This window comes from Bernardetia sp. Wsw4-3y2, from assembly GCF_037126295.1.
Taxonomy (GTDB): Bacteria; Bacteroidota; Bacteroidia; order Cytophagales; family Bernardetiaceae; genus Bernardetia.
Genome location: NZ_CP147017.1, coordinates 3,357,503 through 3,377,385, shown reverse-complemented (window position 1 = coordinate 3,377,385; position 19,883 = coordinate 3,357,503). Strand labels below are relative to the sequence as shown.

The window sequence follows — 19,883 nt, the reverse complement described above, 5'->3', positions numbered from 1 at the left end:
TTAGTGTATTAGGAATAGAAATCAATTAAAGTACGAAGAACAAAACCCATAACTTTAGTTATGGAAAATAAAAGGAAGTTTTTTTTCACGACCACTTTTAGAACTAATAACAAAAAAATCCTTTATAAATCTAAATTTATAAAGGATTTTTGAGAAAATACTATTTATTTTACAAACTAGGAAGTCTGTGATATATATACACTTACCCTTGTTGCTGTACTCACCAACGACAATAAGCAATTATTAATAATAATTATTAAGCATTACTGGCATAACGAGCATTAATACATCCTCTTCGTTTGCTTCGTGTGGGTACATCAAAGCTGCACGATTTGGCTCAGAAAACTCAAAATGAACAGTATCACAATTTAAATTAGATAACATTTCCATCAAGAATTTGCCATTAAAACCAATTTCTAAAGAATCACCATCATAATCACAAGGTAAATTTTCTTTTGCTTCATTTGAAAAATCAACATCTTCTGCTGAAATAAGCAAGTTGTTATTTTCTAATTTGAAACGAATCTGTTGAGATGTTTTGTTAGCATAGATAGAAATACGCTTCAAAGAACTCAAAAGCTGCTGACGGTCAATATTTAAATTTTTGTCGTTACTTGTCGGAATTACGTTTTCATAATCAGGGAAACGCTCATCAATCAAACGACTTACCATTTTGATATTGCCAAAATTGAAAAATACATTTGTATCATTAAATTCCAACTGAATTTCTTGAGGAGAAGAAGGTAAGGCATTTTTGAGTTGCTCAAATGCTTTTCCAGGGATAATAATTGAAGAATTACTATTTCCTTCTGTTCCTTCATAACGATAACGCACCAAACGGTGTGAATCTGTCGCTACAAAATTTGTTTTTCCATCTGATAAATTAACAAAAATACCATTCATAGCAGGTTTCATTTCATCTGAACTAACAGCGAAAAGGGCATACGAAATAGCACTTGAAATAACATCAGACGAAAACATTAAGTTGGTCGTATTTTTTGGTTCAGCAGGACGAGGAAAATCGCCAGCATCTTCTCCAGCTAAAGTATATCGCCCATTATCTGACAAAATTTCGATGCCATGAGATTCTGTATCAATCGTAAAAGTGATTGGTTGTTCAGGCAAGTTGCGAAGTGTATCTAAGAGCATACGAGCAGGAACAGCTACATTTGCTTTTTCATCTGTTTCAACAGCCGTTTCTAAAGTCATTGCATTTTGTAAATCGGAAGCCGTTACACGCAAAAGACCATCACTAATCTCAAATAAAAAGTTTTCTAAAATTGGAATAACAGGATTGCTAGGAACAAGTCCTTTCAGCGAATTGAGTTGTTTGAGCAGCGCAGCCGACGAAACAATAAACTTCATATCGTATCAGTATTTAATGGTAACCTAAATGGTAAATTATTTTTTTGTAGGACTACAAAGATAAAAATTTGTAATGCCATACCATAACCTTTAATGAAATTTCTTTGACTTTTTTTGGAAAAAATCTATACAAGTCAGAATTCTGTATCAGAAAAGTAAAATATCATAGAGTTGATTTTTCTTTAGCTACTTTTTTTATTTATAAGTGCTATTTTTGTAATTTTGTAATTGAAAATAGTATCCTTCCTTAGTTATGAGTACCAGTATACGTATTATTACATTTTTTTTGGCTTTGCATATCTTAAACTTTAGTTTGGACATGCCTTCCTATAACTCATCAACTTACCTTACCCAAAATCAGAATACTAATTGGGAGAGTGAACAAGATGAGATAGAAAGTATTCTAGAACTTGTAATAGAAACAGTCTTAGAGCAAAATGACTTTTTTCCTGATACTGAAGAAGCTGATTCACAAACTGAGTCTTTTTCAAAAAAAGTAGATTGGATTACTCATTCTTTTCTACTCAAATTTTCTTTTTTTGAGAACCTATACACTTCTTCTAATTTTGTATTGTATAAGTTGCAAATCAGAGAAATAAGTCAAGATATTTTACCACCTCCTCCAAAAGCTTAGTTTAATTTTTTCTTAGAATATCTTTTTTCATTTAAAATAAATGAAATCTCTTTTCTATTTTTATTATTAAACTAAATTAAAAAATCATGACACTCTTTTTAAGATTTTCATTTGTGTATCTATGCCTTTTTATTTCATTTTCAACTCAAAGTCAGACACAAGCTCAAGATAGCTTATCTCAAATTATAGATAGTCTTTATATTGAAGAAGTCGAAAACGACAAAACACCTGACAAAGTTTTGCATGCCGAACCTTTATATATTGACCTAATAAGAGATTTGGGAGCTAGAAAAGGCGAGAAAGAATGGAATATAGGCTTAGGACTGACAGACAAACTTGACTATGATGAATATGAATTGCTTGTAGAGTATGAATTTGCACCTATTAATCGTTTAGGTTTTGAAATTGAAATACCATTGACTTTTTCTTTTAGAAATAATCCTCAAACAGATGATATTCGTCCTCCTTCGCACCGTGTAGAAAGCCTAAAAACAGCTGTTCAATGGTCGTTTTTTGTTTCTGAAAAACTCAAAACATCTATGGCATTAGGTTATCTCAATGAAATTGAATTTACTGATTTGAATGCAATAACGAGTAATAATATTCTTCAAGGTAATGTTTCAAATCCTTTTTTTGTGATAGCCAAACGTTGGGGGAATAATTTTCATACCTTACTTTATACAGGGAGTAAATTTACGCATCATTTTGAAGGAGGAAATATTGATTTTTCTTATCAAAATAATTTTAGTTTTCATTACATGATTCCAAGCACTAGAAATTTTATAGGATTAGAAACCAATCAAGTTTTTAAAAACCAGAATTCATACATTACACTGCGTCCTCAAATGCGTATCAGTTTGGCTGATAATCTGATTGTCGGAATTGTGGCTGGTATTCCAATTGAAAAACAAAATGAAAGGTTAAGTTCTTTTATTCGATTGATATATGAACCTTCTCATAAACATTAAAAATTAGGCTAAGTTATAAATCAAAAATGCTTGTCAGAGAATTATATTCTGACAAGCATTTTATTTTGCTATTGTTTAGCTTAAAAAAGCAGTTTTATGTTCGTTGTAGTTTCCATTTCCAAATAATTCCTTCGGCTTCATCTTCTAATTCCTCAATTTTCTGAAAGTTACACTTTGATAAGACTTTTGTCGAAGGGTTTTCTTGCCCTAATGTATGCGCTTGAATAGAATTTACGTGTTCAAAACTAAAAGCATTATCGATAAGAGTGTTTGCTAATTCTGTTGCAAGTCCTTTATTTCTGTATTCTGATTTAATTTCATATCCAATTTCAACGATTCCCTCTTCAGTAGGTTGCCCACTATATCCACAATTTCCAATAAGTTTATTATCAGATTTATGAATTACAAAATAGTTCCACCAACCCAATTCCTCTTTTGAAGATTTGATTTTATCTAAAGCATATTGTAGGGGATCTAAACCAAACTCTGTCCAATTTTCAGGAACGATGACACCCAATTGTTGTGATAATTTTTTGTCTCCTTCAATAGCAGATTCTAATAGATTTTGATTAGAAGCAATAAGAAGTAACCTTTTAGTTTCTAGGTTTTTGTTCATTTTAAGTTCCTAATTACATTTTGCACATAATTAATTGAATAAGGGAAAAGGCAAGCCTTTTCCCTACAAATACAATATAATTTAAGCCATCACTTTTTCCTTCTGCATCATCTCAACAAATTGGTCAAAAAGATAACGAGAATCGTGAGGTCCAGGAGAAGACTCTGGGTGATATTGAACTGAAAAGGCTTTTTTGTTTTTAAAACGAATTCCTGCCACACTTTTATCATTCAAGTTTTTGTGTGTCTCTACAATTTCGTTTTGTTGGTTTAATAATTCTCTGTCCACACCAAAACCGTGATTTTGAGAAGTGATTTCACAATTTCCTAATTCTAAATTCTTAACTGGGTGATTTAGTCCTCTATGTCCGTTAAACATTTTGTAAGTAGAAAGCCCACCAGCAAGAGCTAAAATTTGATGCCCTAAACAAATTCCAAAAATTGGTTTGTCAAGTTCTAAAAGTTCTTTTGTTGTCTTGACAGCATAATCCATTGCAGCAGGATCACCAGGACCATTAGAAAGGAAAAAGCCTGTTGAATTAAACTCTAAAAGTTCTTTTACAGAAGTTTTAGCAGGAAATACTTTACAAAAAACACCTCTTTGCGCTAAACTTCTCAATATATTTGTTTTGATTCCAAAATCTAAAACAGCAACTCGTATTTCTGAATTTTCATTGCCGACTGTATACGTTTCTTTTGTCGTAACTTTAGAAGAAAGTTCTAATCCATTCATATCAGGTACTTCTGAAAGTCTTTTTTGAAGTTCTTCTTGTGTCAAATCTTCTGACGAAATAATAGCATTCATTGCGCCTTTATCACGAATATGACGTACCAAAGCACGAGTATCAACTTCTGCAATTCCTGTAATATTAGCTTTTTCTAAGTAATTTTGAAGTGAACTATCAGCCGTAGAACGAGAATGAATGTCTGAAAAATTACGAACTACAAGACCATTTATTTTGACACTTGCAGATTCATTTTCTACATCTATTGTTCCATAATTACCGATATGAGAACTTGTATTGATTACAATTTGTCCAAAATAAGAAGGGTCGGTATAAATTTCTTGATAGCCTGTCATTCCTGTATTAAAACAGATTTCGCCACCTGTTGTGCCTATTTTTCCAATAGCGATACCTTCATATTTTGTTCCGTCTGCAAGAAGTAAGACTGCTTTTTTGTGATTTTCCATAAAAATAACTTCGTTCTTTTGTGAGTTTGTACGATGATTAAGATTTCATGAGATTCAAATACGCAAAAGTACAAAAAAAATCCATTACCATTTTGAAAAATCAAAAAAGTAATGGATTAAATCAACTATTAAGGTTTTATTTTTAAAAATCTTCTCTCAAAAATTTAGAAACTGCTTTAACCGTTTTTTGAGGAGCTTCTTCCATCGGAACGTGTCCTACACCCTCATAAATCAACATTCTGTTGTTGGGTAATAAGTCTCTAAAACGACGAGCATTTTCAGCAGGCAGCCAAGCATCATCTTTTCCCCAAATAATAAGTGTTGGTGTATAAAGATTTTTGAGTTGTTCGGTATTATCGTGTAAATCTTGATTGATGATATTAAAAAAGGCTTTCATGTTACAATCACGAGTAAAAAAGTCAAAATAACGGTCTATAGTTTCTTGACAAATTAAAGATTGATCACAATAAACTTCTTTTACAAATTTCTCAAAAATAGGTTTCTGAAGTGCATATTTGAATATTTTACCAAACATAGGAAGTTTGGCAAGTTTGAAAGGTGCTGGAATGCTTCCCTCATCTATAAATCCTGCTGATGAAATCAAAACTAATTTTTCTACTTGTTTTTGGTGTCTGAGGGCATATTCCCAAGCAATCCAACCTCCTAAAGAATTTCCACCTAGATAACATTTCTTAATATCTAATCTATCCATAAATACTTCTAAGTAGTTCATATAATTCTCTAAGCAATAATCTTCTTCAGAAATTGCTCCTGTAAGTCCAAAACCTGGTAAATCTAATGAGATAACTCTATATTTTTTGGAAAGTGTTTTTGTCCAGTCTTCAAAAGTATGAAGTGAAGAAAAAGCTCCATGAATCAAAATTAAAGGTTCGCCTGTTCCTTCTTCTCTATAATGAATTAGAGAACCATTGATAGAAACAAAACGAGAACGATTATCAGTATATTTTTTTAGTAATTGCTGTTCGCTGCTTTTTGGGTCTTCAAAAAGAGGTTTTAAAGAGGCAATTTTTTCAAAAGAAATAGGAATCATAATAAATTAAATAGTCAAAAAAATGAGGTTGAAAGTTTAAAAAATGTTCTACTGTGTGTTAGATGTAGAAGAGATAGAATGGGCTTGAATTTTAAAAAATTGATTGTCATCAAATTCAATATTCTATTGTTAATTTGTCATAGCTAATTTATAATACGCATTTTTGGCTAAAATTGTTTTGCATGCAGAGTATTTTGTTTAATTATTTTGATACCTAGTTGATTTTGAGAGGTTTATTTTTAAACAAAAAACCGTAATTCTACTGATAAAAATAGAATTACGGTTTAGTTTTTTATAAAAAGTCTTTCTTATTTAGCTAAAGCCATTAATAAATCTTGTTGTGTTATGATATGTACATTTTGGTTTGCATCACGAACCAAAAGTGCAGGATTGTCTTTATTGATAAGTGAAGAAAGTACATCCACAGTATTGTTCATGGAGACAAAAGTAAATGGACTATCCATAATTTCTTTGACAGGCATGTCTTTCAAAGCAGGATTATCAATAAGTTTGGCAAGTGTTTTTGAATCTACCAGACTTCCAACAATATTTTCTTTAGTTGCATCACTTACAGGAAGTTGAGAAATTCCCTCTTTGTTCATCATCTTAACAGCATCTCCTACTTTCATATCTTCATCGATAACGAAAAGCTCTGAATGACCATTTTTGCTTTGAATAATATCGGCAGCTGTTGCAAATTCTCTTTCCAAGAATCCGTGGTCTTTCATCCAATTATCATTGTAGATTTTACCCAAATAACGAGTTCCATGGTCAGGCAAAATAATTACCATTACATCTTCTTCTTTTAGGTTTTCTCTAGCATATTCTAAAGCTCCAAAAACAGCAGAACCACACGACCAGCCTACAAAAAGACCTTCTTCACGAGCCAATCTTCTTGTCATAATAGCACTATCTTTATCAGTTACTTTCACAAAATGGTCTATCAAGTCCATATTTACATTTTCTGGCAAAATGTCTTCTCCAATTCCTTCTGTAAGATAAGGATATACTTCTTTCTCATCAAAAATACCAGTTTCTTTTAGTTTTTTGAAGATAGAACCATACGAATCTACTCCAACTGTAACAATATTTGGATTTTGTTCTTTCAAATATCTTGATGTTCCACACATAGAACCACCTGTTCCTACGCCTGCTACATAATGCGTAATTTTTCCATCTGTATCATTCCAAATTTCAGGTGCAGTGCTTTCATAATGCGCTTGCTGATTTGATTTGTTATCGTACTGATTTGGATAAAATGAATTTTCTATTTCTTGATTTTTGCGTTTTGCAATCGAATAATACGAACGAGGATCTTCAGGAGAAACATTAGTAGGACAAACAATAACTTCTGCACCCAAAGCACGTAGGATATCAATTTTCTCTTGTGATTGCTTATCTGAAACCGTAAAAATACACTTATATCCTTTTGCAATGGCTGTAAGTGCAAGTCCCATTCCTGTATTTCCAGATGTTCCTTCAATGACAGTTCCACCTGGTTTAAGAAGTCCTGCTTTTTCAGCATCTTCAATCATTTTTAGTCCAATACGGTCTTTCATAGAATTACCTGGATTAAGGTATTCTACTTTTACCAAAATTGTTCCTTTGATTCCTTTGTTTACGCTGTTGAGCTTTACAAGTGGCGTATTGCCTACTGTGTCGATGATGTGATTGTAATAACGCATAGTTATTTTTTGTGTTTTTTGAGTATTTTTGCTGTGTTGTTTATACAGAGATTTAAATGTTACAAAGGTAGGAAAAAAACAGTAAATAGGAATTCGGAAACTGTTTTTCGTACCACAAAAAAATAGCTCTAGAATTTTTTTGTAATTCTAAAGCTATTCTGAAATGAAAATAATTTTAAGATAGAGCAAACACAGTGTATTTAGTTTATAGGAGTTGGTTTTTTGTTTTCATCTATTGCTACCAACGTAAACTCACCTGTTATTGCTTTTTCTCTAGTCTCTGAATACATTTGTTCAATATAAATCTCTACACTTATTTTCAAACTGGTATTACCAATTTTACTGATTTTGCCAATCAGTTCTATAATTGTACCTGCAGGAATAGGATGTGTAAAATCAATTCTATCACTACTTACAGTTACCATTTTTTGTCTAGTAAAACGAGTAGCTGTAATAAAAGCAACCTCATCCATCAAGTACATGGCTGTTCCTCCAAATAAAGTATCATAATGATTTGTAGTATTAGGAAAGACAGCTTTAAAAATATGTGTTTGAGCAGCTTTTATTTTTTCTTCTATTTCTTGTGTCATTATTTTATTTTTTTAAATCCATAAACACAATGCCTACAACCACTTTTGCAACAAGAATTTCTTAATAAATGGTAGAGTTCAGTAAATACCCAATAGCCATTTTCTTTGTAATAATGTACATTTTCTATCAACGATTCTCTAGCAGGAAAAAAATAATTTTGAGAGTTATTTACAAGTGTGTTTAAGTAAATCAAACAGTCTTTACAAAGGCAATCAAATTGAGTTTTACTCAAAAAATCTATAGTTTTTTTGCTAATAGTTACTTGATTACACTGACAATTACTAATATCATCTGTTTTACAAATAAATTCTATATTACATCTAGGACAAGTTTTAGGTGAGTATTGTGTCATTTTTTTGAAAGAAATACAGACAGAAAAAATATATTACTTTTCTGTCTGTATAATTTTAGGGTTATAAAATTTCTGTTTCAACTGCTGTACGCAATTCTTTAGCAGCACTTACCATTTCGGTCATGGCTTTTTTGGTTTCTTCCCAATGGCGAGTTTTGAGTCCACAATCTGGATTTATCCAAAGCTGGTCTATTGGAATATATACTTTTGCTTTTTCCATTAAAGCGACCATCTCGGTTTTTGAAGGAACTCTAGGCGAGTGAATATCATATACACCAGGTCCAATTTCATTTGGATACTTAAACTCTGAAAAAGCATCTAATAATTCCATTTGTGAACGGCTACATTCTATCGTAATTACATCAGCATCCATAGAAGCAATATTTTGGATGATGTCATTAAATTCAGAATAACACATGTGAGTATGAATTTGTGTATCATTTTCTACACCACTTGATGCAATTCGGAAAGCACCAACTGCCCATTCTAAATAGGCTGCCCAATCTTTTTTACGCAAAGGCAATCCTTCACGAATAGCAGGTTCATCAATCTGAATAATTTTGATATTCGCTTTTTCCAAATCTGCAACTTCATCTCGGATAGCTAAAGCAATTTGATTACATGTTTGGCTTCTAGGTTGGTCATTTCTTACAAAACTCCATTGTAAAATTGTAACAGGACCTGTTAGCATTCCCTTAACCCATTTTTTAGTTAAAGATTGTGCATAAGCTGTCCAACGTAATGTCATGGGATTTGGTCGGAATACATCTCCATAAATAATAGGAGGTTTGACACAGCGAGAACCATAACTCTGTACCCAGCCATTTTGTGAAAACTCAAATCCTTCTAATTGTTCACCAAAATACTCTACCATATCATTGCGTTCAAATTCTCCATGAACTAATACATCAATTTCGGTTTCTTCTTGCCAACGAATAGTTTGTTCGGTTTCTTTGGCTATCAAATCATCATATTGTTGTTGAGTGAGTTCGCCCTTTTTAAATTTTGCTCTCCAACTCCTTACTTCACTCGTTTGAGGAAATGAGCCAATAGTTGTGGTAGGAAACAATGGTAATTTCAATGATTCTCTTTGGACTAACTTTCGTACTTGAAAATCAGATTTTCGCTGTGTATCTTTTTGTTTAATAGTAGCTACACGCTCTTTTACAGCTTTATTATGAATTAGTGTAGAGGTTTTACGTTTTTGATTAGTCTCTTTATTTTCTTGAAGTTTGTTTTGGGTTACTTCCAAATTGTCGCCATTGGCTAATTCTTTGAGTGTAACTACTTCTTCGATTTTCTGTTTGGCAAATGCAAGCCAATTTTTCACTTCTGGTCTTAGTGATTTTTCATTGTTTTCGAAGCTCAAATCACAAGGACAATGTATCAAAGAACAAGAAGGAGCAATCCAAACTCTTTCTTTACCAATTTTATCAATAGTCTTTTGGATAATAGACAGTGAATTTTGAAAATCATTTTTCCAAATATTTCTGCCATCAACAATACCTAAGGAAAGATTGGTTTCAGTTTTTATAAAATTGGTAGTCAGAATATCTTCTAGTTGAGAGGGACAACGCACCAAATCTACATGCAAAGTCTGAATAGGCAAATCTAATACAGTACCCAAATTGTCACCATAGCAATCAAAATAATTAGCTAAGATAATGTGCAATTGAGGAAACTTTTTTGCAATTAAATTATAGGTTGTTGTTATGGCAGCCTGTTCTTTTGATGTTAAATCTAAGGAAAGATAAGGTTCATCAAATTGAATATGTGTTGCTCCATTAGCTATTAATTCTTCTATTACCTCTATATAAACAGCCAATAAATTAGGTAATAAATCTATTTTATCAAATCCAGTTTCTTTTTCTTTTCCCAATAGCAAATAAGAAACACAGCCAATCAAAACAGGTTTAGGAGTAAAACCCATTTTTTTTGCTTCTAAAAACTCATTAACTACTTTTTTGCTAAACCAAGAAAATTTTTGATTCGCTACAAATTCGGGTACAATATAATGGTAGTTGGTATCAAACCATTTTGTCATTTCCATTGCTGTTACATCAAACCCATTTTTTTGATGTCCTCTTGCCATAGCAAAAAGCAAATCTATTTCAGCAACTTGATTGTCTTGTGCTAATTCTTGATACCTTGGAGGAATTGCTCCGACCATTAAAGTAGTATCAAGTACTTGGTCATAAAAAGAAAAATCGTTACAAGGGATTAAATCAATTTTGGCATCAAGTTGAATTTGCCAATTGTGTTGGCGAATGGTTGTGCCTGCTTCCAAGAGTTGCTCTTGGTTGATTTTAGCTGACCAATACTGCTCAGTCGCTTTTTTGAGTTCACGCTGACTACCTATCCTCGGATAGCCTAAATTTTGTGTACGCATGGTATTACTTTTAAATAAATGAATAATTTAAAAGTTCTTATTGCTTACAAATTCACAATGTTTTGGCAGATAGAAAAGACAAATGTAGATAGTAAAAAGGCACACTTATCCCATTAAATAGAAATAAATAGGTAAAACTATTTATCACACTATTTTGAGATAAAATATACCAACTCAACAAACTGCTTCATTCCACGAAAGCATTGTCAAATACGAAGAAGGCAGGTCTCCTGACTTGTATCATTTTTACCGTCCTTCCCGTTTTTGACAGTGGACAACAAGGATAAAAACTATTGAGATACTTACAGTTGCGGGACAGCTTGTGATTTGCACACAATTCCCTATTAATTTACGTAACGTAAAACCTTTTTCGCTTGATAAAGAAATTATAACAAAGAACTATAATTCAGTATCAAAGGTAGTAATAAAATTTAATTCTACATCTATTTTATTTAAGCCAATGGACTAATCACTCGTCTAGCATGTCGATACGCTTTTTGCCAATATTCGTATCTAAACAAAGGCTCTTCGACAACTCCTCTTGATGTAGAAGTATGAATAAATTCCAAATCATCTCTACTATCACCTGTTTTGGTAATAATTCCGACATGGCTAATACGATTTGGGTCGCTTCCTGTGGCAAAAAAAACCAAATCTCCTGCTTCTACATTATCTATAGAAACGTCTACTCCACTTACAGCCTGCGAACGTGAATCTCTTGAAAGCTCTATACCTGCTTCTTTGAAAGCCAAATGAGTAAGTCCAGAACAATCCAAACCATTGCTAGAAACTCCTCCCATCACATGCTGTGTTCCTAAATAAGTACGAGCTGCTTCAATTGCTTTTTGTGCGATAGCATCATGATTTCCAGAAACATTATCTGAAATATGTCCCTCTGAATGTGTATGAACAGTAGAGTTTGGATTCGCTAAAGTTTCAGCTTGATAACGAGTAAAAATTTCATCAAAAAGTTCTTTATGAACTCGCAAATCAATGACTGCTTTTACTGTCTTTCCATTTTCTTGAATAAATTCGATTCCTTTCATAATTGAGATTCTCTAAGATTTTAGCCTACGAATGTATAGTTTATTTAATTTTGAAAGATACTAATTTACAAATTGAATTGATATAAATCAAACTTTTAAAAAGGTAGTCCTGATATGGTAGAAATAGAAATAAGAAGCTATAATAAAGAAAAAAGATAATTGTATACAAATTTCAAAACTATTGCTTTTAATCAACCGTTAGTGAATTGATAGTAAAGATATTATCAAAACTAAATTATAAAAAACGATAGCTATATATAAAATTTTATGGAACGCAAATCACAAGACAACATACCCACTAGCAAAGTACAAAGAGCTGCCAAGTTTGCTAAAACAGGAGTAAAATTAGGTGCAAATTACGTAAAACACTATGCTAAGAAAACAATAAACCCAAATCTTAGTCGTCAAGAATTAGATGATGCTAATGCTAGTGATGTATATGATACATTGAGTGAATTAAAAGGAAGTGCTTTGAAGGTAGCACAAATGATGTCGATGAGTGAAGGAATGCTTCCAAGCGCATATAGTGAAAAATTTAAAATGGCTCAATATACTGCGCCCCCTTTATCCTTTCCATTGGTTGTCAAGACATTTAAGCAGTATTTGGGGAAAAGTCCGAATGATATTTTTGAGCAGTTTGACAAAGAGGCAATGAATGCAGCCTCTATTGGACAGGTTCATAAAGCAAAAATTGGAGACAAAACTTTTGCTGTCAAAATTCAATATCCAGGAGTGGCTGAAAGTATAGATTCTGATTTGAGGATGGTAAAACCATTTGCCATGCAGATTTTAGGACTTAGCGAGCGTGATTTGGAGATTTATATGAAAGAAGTAGGCGACATGCTAAAGTCTGAAACCGATTACAATTTAGAATTAGCACGCTCACAAAAATTAGCTAAACTTACAAAAGAAGCAGTTCCAAATGCTATTTTTCCTGAATACTACCCTGAATATTCATCAGAAAGAATTCTGACAATGGATTTTTTGGAAGGAATGCACCTAAAAGAGTTTTTGGCTACCAATCCGACACAAGAAGTAAAAAATAAAGCTGCTCAAACGCTTTGGGATTTTTATGATTATCAAATGCATGTCTTGAAAGAAGTTCATGCAGATCCACACCCAGGTAACTTCTTGATGAAAGAAGATGGCAGAGTTGGTTTTATTGATTTTGGAGCAGTAAAAGTTATTCCAGAAGAATATTATTTGCAGCATTTTAGTATTATGGAAAAAAATATATTGGAAGATGATGCTCAATTAGAAACGGCTTTTGAAGGATTAGGATTTTTGATGGAAGACGATACACCACAACAGCGAGAATTTTTTAAAGGTGTTTTCAAAGAATTATTGTCACTTTCTATGAGACCTTTTCATAGTGATACATTTTATTTTGGAGATAAAAAATACTTCAATGATTTGAATGAGTTTGGAGAGCGTCTTTCTAAAATGCCTGAGCTTCGTAACTCAAAACAAGCAAGAGGTTCACAACACTCACTTTATTTAAATAGAACTTATTTTGGTCTATATTTCTTATTACACGAACTTAATGCTACCGTAAATACAGATTCATATTGGTATAAAAATAAAGAAGCATAATTTTATTTTGAAATAACAGAACATAGAAGTTGTTTAAGAATGGGATTTGTGGATATATTTGTTGGTGTCGCTAAGCTAAAACACCAACAAAGGCTTTGGAATAATTTTATTTTGAAATAGCAGGACATATTTAAGCCTATCAAACTCAAAAGAATTTGATAGGCTTTTTTTGTGTAGTTGGCGAATTCAGCTCTTAAAAACTGAATGGAATTAAAACAATAAAAAATATTCTAGCGCACAATAGATATATATCCTGTAATTGGTTTTAAAGAATCACTAATTCTGATTCTATAATAATATGTTCCTTCAGCGAGTTTCATTCCATTGAGAAGTCCATTCCATTCTGTTTTATAGCCATTTTTTTGAGTGAAAAGTATCTTACCTGTTCTATCAAAAATTTCTATATCAGCATTTGGATAACGCTCTAAAAACGGAACTTGCCAAGTATCATTTGTACCATCGTTGTTAGGAGTAAATGTATTAGGAATTCCTGCAAAACAATCTCCATTTATTTCTACAAAAACGGTGTCAGCCGAACATTCATCAGCTTGGTAGATTATTTTATACATTCCTTGTGCAGATGTATTCAGATAAATTTCTCCACTCAAAGAGTCTAATTCAATTCCTGTATCATTTGTAAAGAAAAAGCCATTTTTTACTCCTAAAATTGTAGGTTTTGGATTAATTTCTAGCTTACAATAACTATCATAATCGTAATTAAAACGAGAATCAACAGGTTGTTGGCGAGTTAAAAAGTTTGATACAGTAAACTCACAACCATTTGCATCTGTGATTCTGACCTCATATTTTTCGTTTTCATTTGGTTCTAAAGCCGAAATTTCATTTGTATTGATGGCAAGAGTATCTCTTTGATATGTCCAAACAGTTTGATAAGGTTCTGTCCCTCCTGTAATTAGTAAAGAAATTGCTCCATTATTCAACTCTGAATTACAGGTTGGTTCTTTAATAATAAAATTACCTTCTAATTTTTGAGGTTCTGCAATTTCAATAAGTAATGAATCCTGACAGCCCAAACCATCAATTACTTTTACTTTATAATTCCCCTTTTTGAGATTTTCTAAAGAACTATTTGTACTTCCATTTTCCCACAGAATTTGATAATCATCAAAAGCTCCTGTGATTTCTAGTTCAATTTTGCCATCATTTCCACCAAAACAAGATACATTGGTAGTTTGGGCTTCCACTTTTAGATTTGAAACTTCAATCAAAACTACATTGCTATACTTTGCATCACAGTTGTAGAATGAATTAGGAGTTACTTTTCTTCTAAAGTAAGTAGAAGTAAATAACTCTTGAGGTTGATAATTGAGTGTGGTGTCTAAATCTGTCCAATTCAAACTATCTATAGAAGATTGCCACAAATACGTGTGTCCAACCAAGGAAGAATCCCCTGTCAAAAGACTAGGATTTTCCTCTCTACAAACTCGTTGAGAAGAAGAAATAATATTATTTTTCACTCCTGCAAAATTTATTCTGACAGTATCCATCACTGTACAAAATCCATTATCTACCCAAACAGTATAAACACCTTCTTCTGAAATGGTTATGCTTTGAGTCGAATCTCCTGTACTCCATAGGTAATCAATTCCTGTTTCGGTAGCAATAAGTTGATATTCAAATGGTTCACAAAAAGTAGTATCTTTAAAATTTTCGTTTGGAAAATTATTATCAGGAACAGTAAATTCTGTAACAATTGCTTTTTCAGAAGTTAGAATTAATCTAGGAACACTATCATTTTTTACTTTTACATAATATGTACCTATTCGTTTGGCAGCAAAAACAGAATCTGTTGCATTTTTGATAGAGTCTCCATTAAAAAACCATTGATATTGATTAAATTCTCCTCTTGTTTGCACTTGCAAATAACAAGGTTGAATAATTGGAATATTTTGTTGAGGAGAGTAAGTAAAATTAGGAATTTTCTTTATATGACCTTCCAAATCTCCAAAAGTCAGGTTATTATTACTAACATTGATGACTTGTAAGCGTGTCAAAGAATCTATATTTTCTATTGATGAGAACTTATTTCTACTCAAATCTAATGTTCTGAGAGTAGAAGAAGGAGTAAAGAAAGAACGTGGTATTTCTCCTTCCAAACTATTTGTAGAAGCTCTAAAAGTTTGAATTTTGCTCATATTTCCTATTTGAGCAGGCAGAGTTCCTTCAAATTTATTGGCAGAAATATCAAAAGAAATAAGAGAAACAATAGAAGCTACCTTTATGGGAATTTGTCCTTTGAGTTTATTATTATTTAATTTTATTGTAGCTAAATTTTTCAATGTATAAAATTCTATTTTATCAAAATCTTCTAAATTATTATATGATACATCTAAATAAGTTAGATTAGGAAAATAATCGAAAGAACCTACAGAGGTTTCTGCACTATTGAGAAGCTTGGTTTGAAAAAGATTGTACGACAAATCCAAATAGCTAAGTTTGCTAGGTAAATTTAAGCCAACAGGCAAAACATCTTTAAATTTATTACGAGAAAGAATTAATGTTTTTAAAGAAGGAGAATAATAAAATCGTATAGGTATTGTGCCTGAGAATGAATTATTTGATAAGTTGCAAGTTACTAATTTAGGTAAATTAGTGATAGGCAGAGGAAGTTCTCCTGAAAGTTTATTATTTTGTAGTAAAAGTGTTTGTAGGTTTTTTAAGTTTGAAATCAGCGCACTAATATAGAGTTTGTATTCATTGTTTGATAAATCTAAATAAGTCAGTTTGCTCAACTCATACAACAAACGTGGTAATACTCTATTTCTTCCTAGTCTATTTGAAGCAGCTGACAAAACTCTTAAATTTGGCATAGCTGAAACAATAAGCCCCAAATCGGAATCAAACGCATTAGAAGCTAAATAAAATTCTTCTAAGAGCGTTAAGTTTGTCAATGAAGCTGGTAAAGCACCCGAAAAACGACAACTTGAAATATTAAATGTTTTAAGTTTTTTGAATTCTCCAAATTCGTTTTGCATTCTTCCATTAAAACTATTGGAGTTTATATATAACTCTTGCAAATTAGTCAATAAGAAGAAACCTGTTGTATCTGAAATAGGTGCAGTAAATCCATTTTGAGACATATCAAGATAGGTAAGTTGGCGCATTTGTCCAAATATAGAAGGTACATTTCCATAGCTTTCTTTGTATTTAGTTCCTGCCATACTAAAGACTTTTAACTTATAAAGCATAGTAAGCATTTCCAAAGAACCTGTCAGATTGTTAAAAGAAATATTCAAACTTCTTAATTCAGAAAGATTGCCTAATGAACTTGGAAGACTGTCAGTAAGATTACGTCTACTAAAATTAAGACCAACCACACGCTGATTCTGTACTGTTACACCATTCCAAGTCGTGATTTTTTGATCTAACTTCCAAGTATTAATCCAACCAGAACCATTAGTAGATTGATAAATATCTACCAAAACTAAAGAATCGTTTTCTATAACAGTCATTTGTGCAAAACCACATATAGAAAAAGAGAGATAAAAAAATAGAACAAATAAAAGAGTAAATAAATATTTTTTCATTTTACATTTTGTAGAAAAGGGGAAAAAAAATAATTAGTTGATAGAATTTAAATAGAGGAAAATATATTTTGATATATTTTGAAACAATATGATAATTTCAAATAAAATAAACTTAAAATCAATGCTACTAGCACGGCTGTAACTTTTAAGTGTATATTACAAAATTCCCACCAATATTTATGTTTTTTTATAAAGACAAAATTCTTTCTAAAAAATAATAAAGACTTTATGTCTGCTGCGTTTTTTAGAGTGTAAAACTAAAAAATTCTTTTTTTGTTAAAATGCTCATTTATTATTTAAATGAATTTGGGATTAAAAATACTATATGTCACCATTGAGACATCGCAAACAGGAAAAAAGAATTATTTTATAACGAAACCATTCTCATTGTCGCAAAGAAGATTTATTAGAAAGATTGAAAAGCGATTAGTATCAAAAGTTTTCTCTACAACTTGAAATATTGTAATTTATCAGTAAAACAAGTAATTTAGCTTTATTGAATAATAAGCTATACTGATTTTGTAAATCGTAATTTTTAATTGATATGACCATACACAACGCAACCGAAAAAGGTGCAACACCCACAGGAACAAAATTAAATACAAAAGGCTGGCAACAAGAAGCCGTTTTGAGAATGCTCTACAATAATCTTGACCCAGATGTAGCCGAAAGACCAGAAGACTTAGTTGTTTATGGTGGAATTGGAAAAGCTGCTAGAAACTGGGAATCTTTTGATTTGATTGTAAAAGCTCTCAAAAATATGTCTGACGAACAAACCCTTTTGATTCAGTCGGGAAAACCTATTGCCATTTTGCCAACTCATAAAGATGCTCCTCGTGTCTTGATTTCTAATTCAATGCTTGTTCCTCGTTGGGCAACTTGGGATCACTTCAACGAATTAGACAAAAAAGGTTTGATGATGTACGGACAAATGACAGCAGGTTCGTGGATTTATATCGGAACACAAGGAATTGTACAAGGAACGTATGAAACCTACGCCGAATTAGCAAGACAACATTACAACGGAACACTAAAAGGAACTTTGAACGTTACGGCAGGACTTGGTGGAATGGGTGGAGCGCAACCACTTGCAATCACAATGAACGAAGGAGTTTGTTTGGCTGCTGAAATGGAAGAATGGAGAATCGACAAACGCTTAGAAACTCGTTATTTAGATGAAAAATATTTTGACATTGATAAAGCCATTGATGCAGCTTTAGAATACAAAAAAGAAGGCAAAAACAAATCTATCGGTGTCGTTTGTAATATCATTGATTTACTTCAAAGATTGATTGATAGAAATATCACTCCTGACACGCTTACCGACCAAACATCTGCTCACGATGCTTTAAACGGCTATTTTCCTGAAAATATGAGTGTTGAAGAAGCCAATACATTAAGAGATGCAAACCCAAAAGATTATACCGAACGCTCACTAGATACAATGGCGCACCACGTAAAACAAATGTTAGAGCTTCAAAAACGAGGTGCAATTACGTTTGATTATGGAAATAACCTAAGAGGACAAGCACTAGACCAACGAAATGTAAAAAATGCTTTTGATTTCCCTGGATTTGTTCCTGCTTATATTCGCCCTTTGTTTTGTGAGGGAAAAGGACCTTTCCGTTTTGTGGCTCTTTCGGGCGATGAACAAGATATTTTTGAATGTGATAAAGTTTTGTTAGAATTATTCCCTGAAAATGAATCGTTGCATCGTTGGATAAAAATGGCACAAGAGCGCATTGCTTTTCAAGGTTTGCCAGCTCGTATTTGTTGGTTGAGTTTGGGAGAAAGACAAAAAGCTGCTTTAGCATTTAATGAGCTTGTCAAAAATGGAACACTAAAAGCTCCTATCGTAATTGGAAGAGACCATTTGGATAGTGGTTCGGTGGCTTCTCCAAACCGAGAAACCGAAGCGATGCTAGACGGTTCGGATGCTGTGGCAGATTGGCCTGTCTTGAATGCGCTTATCAATACGGCTGGTGGTGCGACGTGGGTTTCGCTGCATCACGGAGGAGGCGTAGGAATGGGTTATTCTATTCACTCTGGAATGGTTATTTTGGCAGACGGAACAAAAGAAGCACACGAAAGACTCAAACGAGTTTTGCATAATGACCCTGCTATGGGTGTGCTTCGTCATGCTGATGCAGGTTATCAAAAAGCCTTAGAATGGGCAGAAGAATTTAATCTGAATTTGAAGAAGAATTTGGGATAATTTTTTTTATTTTGTAGGGGGAAGATAATTCTTTTCCCTACTTTTTTATTTTTTTGTTTATGAAGAAAAGAAATATAGATTATCTATCAATAGAAGATGTAGAAGAAATAATTGATTTTTGGTGGAAAAGGATTCAAAATGAGAAAGATAGGATAAAAAATAATATAAATAGAGTCTATGATTTGCTAACGAAAACTTATTTACCTATTTCAGCAGATACATATTTCGTTGAAAATGACAATCCACTTGATATCTTTAGAGATGATAACGAAGATATTATCTACATAAATGGTCAATTTTTTCTACTACAACAAGAACATTCAAAGTATGTAACTTTAGAAAACTCTGAAGAAATAAAAAAACTTAATGAAGAATCTCATGAGAGCATGAAAAAAAATATATTTCGATACAAAGAATGGATAGTAATGTCTTTAGAATCAATAGAGAGAAATAGAGAAAGAATTAAAAACTTGGAATACGAAATAGCGAAAAAGAAAAAAAAATGAACATTAATCAAATATACTTCTCAAAAGGCTTTACAAATTTCTCAATCCTATTTTCGGCTCTTCTTTTGGCTTGCGTAATAAAATGTTTGAGATATTCTTTTGACTACTCTTCTTGATTTCTATTAAAGTTCTA

Annotated in this window: 15 protein-coding genes and 1 riboswitch; of the genes, 5 read left to right on the top strand and 10 right to left on the bottom strand. The window is 32.1% G+C overall.

Annotated elements, in window-relative coordinates; translation table 11 throughout:
* Positions 1-243: 243 nt before the first annotated feature.
* The gene (gene dnaN / locus V9L05_RS13695; RefSeq protein ID WP_338812460.1) at positions 244-1,365 is read right to left on the bottom strand and encodes a DNA polymerase III subunit beta; all 1,122 of its coding nucleotides are present in this window, start codon (positions 1,363-1,365) and stop codon (positions 244-246) included.
* A gap of 253 nt (positions 1,366-1,618) precedes the next feature.
* Between dnaN and V9L05_RS13690 the strand changes: the two genes are divergently transcribed.
* Both V9L05_RS13690 and V9L05_RS13685 read left to right on the top strand, forming a co-directional pair.
* On the top strand, positions 1,619-1,999 hold the full coding sequence (locus V9L05_RS13690; protein ID WP_338792690.1) for a hypothetical protein: 381 nt from the start codon (positions 1,619-1,621) through the stop codon (positions 1,997-1,999).
* An 86-nt stretch (positions 2,000-2,085) separates the two neighbouring features.
* Complete coding sequence (locus V9L05_RS13685) at positions 2,086-2,967, top strand: HAEPLYID family protein (RefSeq protein ID WP_338792691.1); 882 nt, start codon at positions 2,086-2,088, stop codon at positions 2,965-2,967.
* A 94-nt stretch (positions 2,968-3,061) separates the two neighbouring features.
* On the opposite strand, the gene V9L05_RS13680 is transcribed toward V9L05_RS13685, so the two are convergent.
* The 8 genes from V9L05_RS13680 to V9L05_RS13645 form a co-directional block, all read right to left on the bottom strand.
* Positions 3,062-3,583 carry a GNAT family N-acetyltransferase gene (locus tag V9L05_RS13680; RefSeq protein WP_338812457.1) on the bottom strand — a complete coding sequence of 174 codons (522 nt, stop codon included), beginning with the start codon at positions 3,581-3,583 and terminating at the stop codon, positions 3,062-3,064.
* 81 nt (positions 3,584-3,664) lie between these two features.
* Positions 3,665-4,774, bottom strand: coding sequence for a glutamine-hydrolyzing carbamoyl-phosphate synthase small subunit (gene carA, locus V9L05_RS13675; RefSeq protein WP_338812455.1), 1,110 nt, complete (start codon positions 4,772-4,774; stop codon positions 3,665-3,667).
* Positions 4,775-4,916: 142 nt separating this feature from the next.
* A complete protein-coding gene (locus V9L05_RS13670) occupies positions 4,917-5,825 on the bottom strand; it encodes an alpha/beta hydrolase (RefSeq protein ID WP_338792694.1) in 909 nt (302 codons plus the stop codon).
* A gap of 308 nt (positions 5,826-6,133) precedes the next feature.
* A complete protein-coding gene (locus tag V9L05_RS13665; protein WP_338812453.1) occupies positions 6,134-7,510 on the bottom strand; it encodes a cystathionine beta-synthase in 1,377 nt (458 codons plus the stop codon).
* Positions 7,511-7,710: 200 nt separating this feature from the next.
* On the bottom strand, positions 7,711-8,100 hold the full coding sequence (locus V9L05_RS13660) for an acyl-CoA thioesterase (RefSeq protein WP_338792697.1): 390 nt from the start codon (positions 8,098-8,100) through the stop codon (positions 7,711-7,713).
* Positions 8,100-8,453 (bottom strand): cysteine-rich CWC family protein, encoded by a 354-nt coding sequence (locus V9L05_RS13655; protein WP_338812450.1) that lies wholly within the window; start codon positions 8,451-8,453, stop codon positions 8,100-8,102. Before V9L05_RS13655 ends, V9L05_RS13660 begins: the two co-directional genes overlap by 1 nt.
* Before the next feature lie 61 nt (positions 8,454-8,514).
* Positions 8,515-10,842, bottom strand: a complete 2,328-nt coding sequence (gene metE / locus V9L05_RS13650) for a 5-methyltetrahydropteroyltriglutamate--homocysteine S-methyltransferase (RefSeq protein WP_338812448.1) — start codon at positions 10,840-10,842, stop codon at positions 8,515-8,517.
* A 202-nt stretch (positions 10,843-11,044) separates the two neighbouring features.
* Positions 11,045-11,226: riboswitch (cobalamin riboswitch) on the bottom strand.
* A 68-nt stretch (positions 11,227-11,294) separates the two neighbouring features.
* Positions 11,295-11,888, bottom strand: coding sequence for a C40 family peptidase (locus V9L05_RS13645; protein ID WP_338812447.1), 594 nt, complete (start codon positions 11,886-11,888; stop codon positions 11,295-11,297).
* Between the two features lie 267 nt (positions 11,889-12,155).
* On the opposite strand from V9L05_RS13645, the gene V9L05_RS13640 reads away from it, so the two are divergent.
* Positions 12,156-13,481 carry an AarF/ABC1/UbiB kinase family protein gene (locus V9L05_RS13640; protein WP_338792701.1) on the top strand — a complete coding sequence of 442 codons (1,326 nt, stop codon included), beginning with the start codon at positions 12,156-12,158 and terminating at the stop codon, positions 13,479-13,481.
* 230 nt (positions 13,482-13,711) lie between these two features.
* Here V9L05_RS13640 and V9L05_RS13635 read toward each other — a convergent pair whose 3' ends face one another.
* On the bottom strand, positions 13,712-17,029 hold the full coding sequence (locus tag V9L05_RS13635) for a leucine-rich repeat domain-containing protein (protein ID WP_338812446.1): 3,318 nt from the start codon (positions 17,027-17,029) through the stop codon (positions 13,712-13,714).
* 544 nt (positions 17,030-17,573) lie between these two features.
* On the opposite strand from V9L05_RS13635, the gene hutU reads away from it, so the two are divergent.
* Both hutU and V9L05_RS13625 read left to right on the top strand, forming a co-directional pair.
* Complete coding sequence (gene hutU, locus V9L05_RS13630; RefSeq protein WP_338812445.1) at positions 17,574-19,244, top strand: urocanate hydratase; 1,671 nt, start codon at positions 17,574-17,576, stop codon at positions 19,242-19,244.
* Positions 19,245-19,303: 59 nt separating this feature from the next.
* Positions 19,304-19,750 carry a hypothetical protein gene (locus V9L05_RS13625; protein ID WP_338812444.1) on the top strand — a complete coding sequence of 149 codons (447 nt, stop codon included), beginning with the start codon at positions 19,304-19,306 and terminating at the stop codon, positions 19,748-19,750.
* Positions 19,751-19,883: the final 133 nt, after the last annotated feature.

Excerpts from the sequence above, each read along its gene's own strand:
- V9L05_RS13660 (WP_338792697.1), bottom strand. The coding sequence starts at position 8,100 with ATGACACAAGAAATAGAAGAAAAAATAAAAGCTGCTCAAACACATATT.
- V9L05_RS13685 (WP_338792691.1), top strand. The coding sequence starts at position 2,086 with ATGACACTCTTTTTAAGATTTTCATTTGTGTATCTATGCCTTTTTATT.
- V9L05_RS13655 (WP_338812450.1), bottom strand. The coding sequence starts at position 8,453 with ATGACACAATACTCACCTAAAACTTGTCCTAGATGTAATATAGAATTT.
- V9L05_RS13665 (WP_338812453.1), bottom strand. The coding sequence starts at position 7,510 with ATGCGTTATTACAATCACATCATCGACACAGTAGGCAATACGCCACTT.
- V9L05_RS13625 (WP_338812444.1), top strand. The coding sequence starts at position 19,304 with ATGAAGAAAAGAAATATAGATTATCTATCAATAGAAGATGTAGAAGAA.
- carA (WP_338812455.1), bottom strand. The coding sequence starts at position 4,774 with ATGGAAAATCACAAAAAAGCAGTCTTACTTCTTGCAGACGGAACAAAA.
- hutU (WP_338812445.1), top strand. The coding sequence starts at position 17,574 with ATGACCATACACAACGCAACCGAAAAAGGTGCAACACCCACAGGAACA.
- dnaN (WP_338812460.1), bottom strand. The coding sequence starts at position 1,365 with ATGAAGTTTATTGTTTCGTCGGCTGCGCTGCTCAAACAACTCAATTCG.
- metE (WP_338812448.1), bottom strand. The coding sequence starts at position 10,842 with ATGCGTACACAAAATTTAGGCTATCCGAGGATAGGTAGTCAGCGTGAA.
- V9L05_RS13635 (WP_338812446.1), bottom strand. The coding sequence starts at position 17,029 with ATGAAAAAATATTTATTTACTCTTTTATTTGTTCTATTTTTTTATCTC.
- V9L05_RS13645 (WP_338812447.1), bottom strand. The coding sequence starts at position 11,888 with ATGAAAGGAATCGAATTTATTCAAGAAAATGGAAAGACAGTAAAAGCA.
- V9L05_RS13690 (WP_338792690.1), top strand. The coding sequence starts at position 1,619 with ATGAGTACCAGTATACGTATTATTACATTTTTTTTGGCTTTGCATATC.
- V9L05_RS13640 (WP_338792701.1), top strand. The coding sequence starts at position 12,156 with ATGGAACGCAAATCACAAGACAACATACCCACTAGCAAAGTACAAAGA.
- V9L05_RS13670 (WP_338792694.1), bottom strand. The coding sequence starts at position 5,825 with ATGATTCCTATTTCTTTTGAAAAAATTGCCTCTTTAAAACCTCTTTTT.
- V9L05_RS13680 (WP_338812457.1), bottom strand. The coding sequence starts at position 3,583 with ATGAACAAAAACCTAGAAACTAAAAGGTTACTTCTTATTGCTTCTAAT.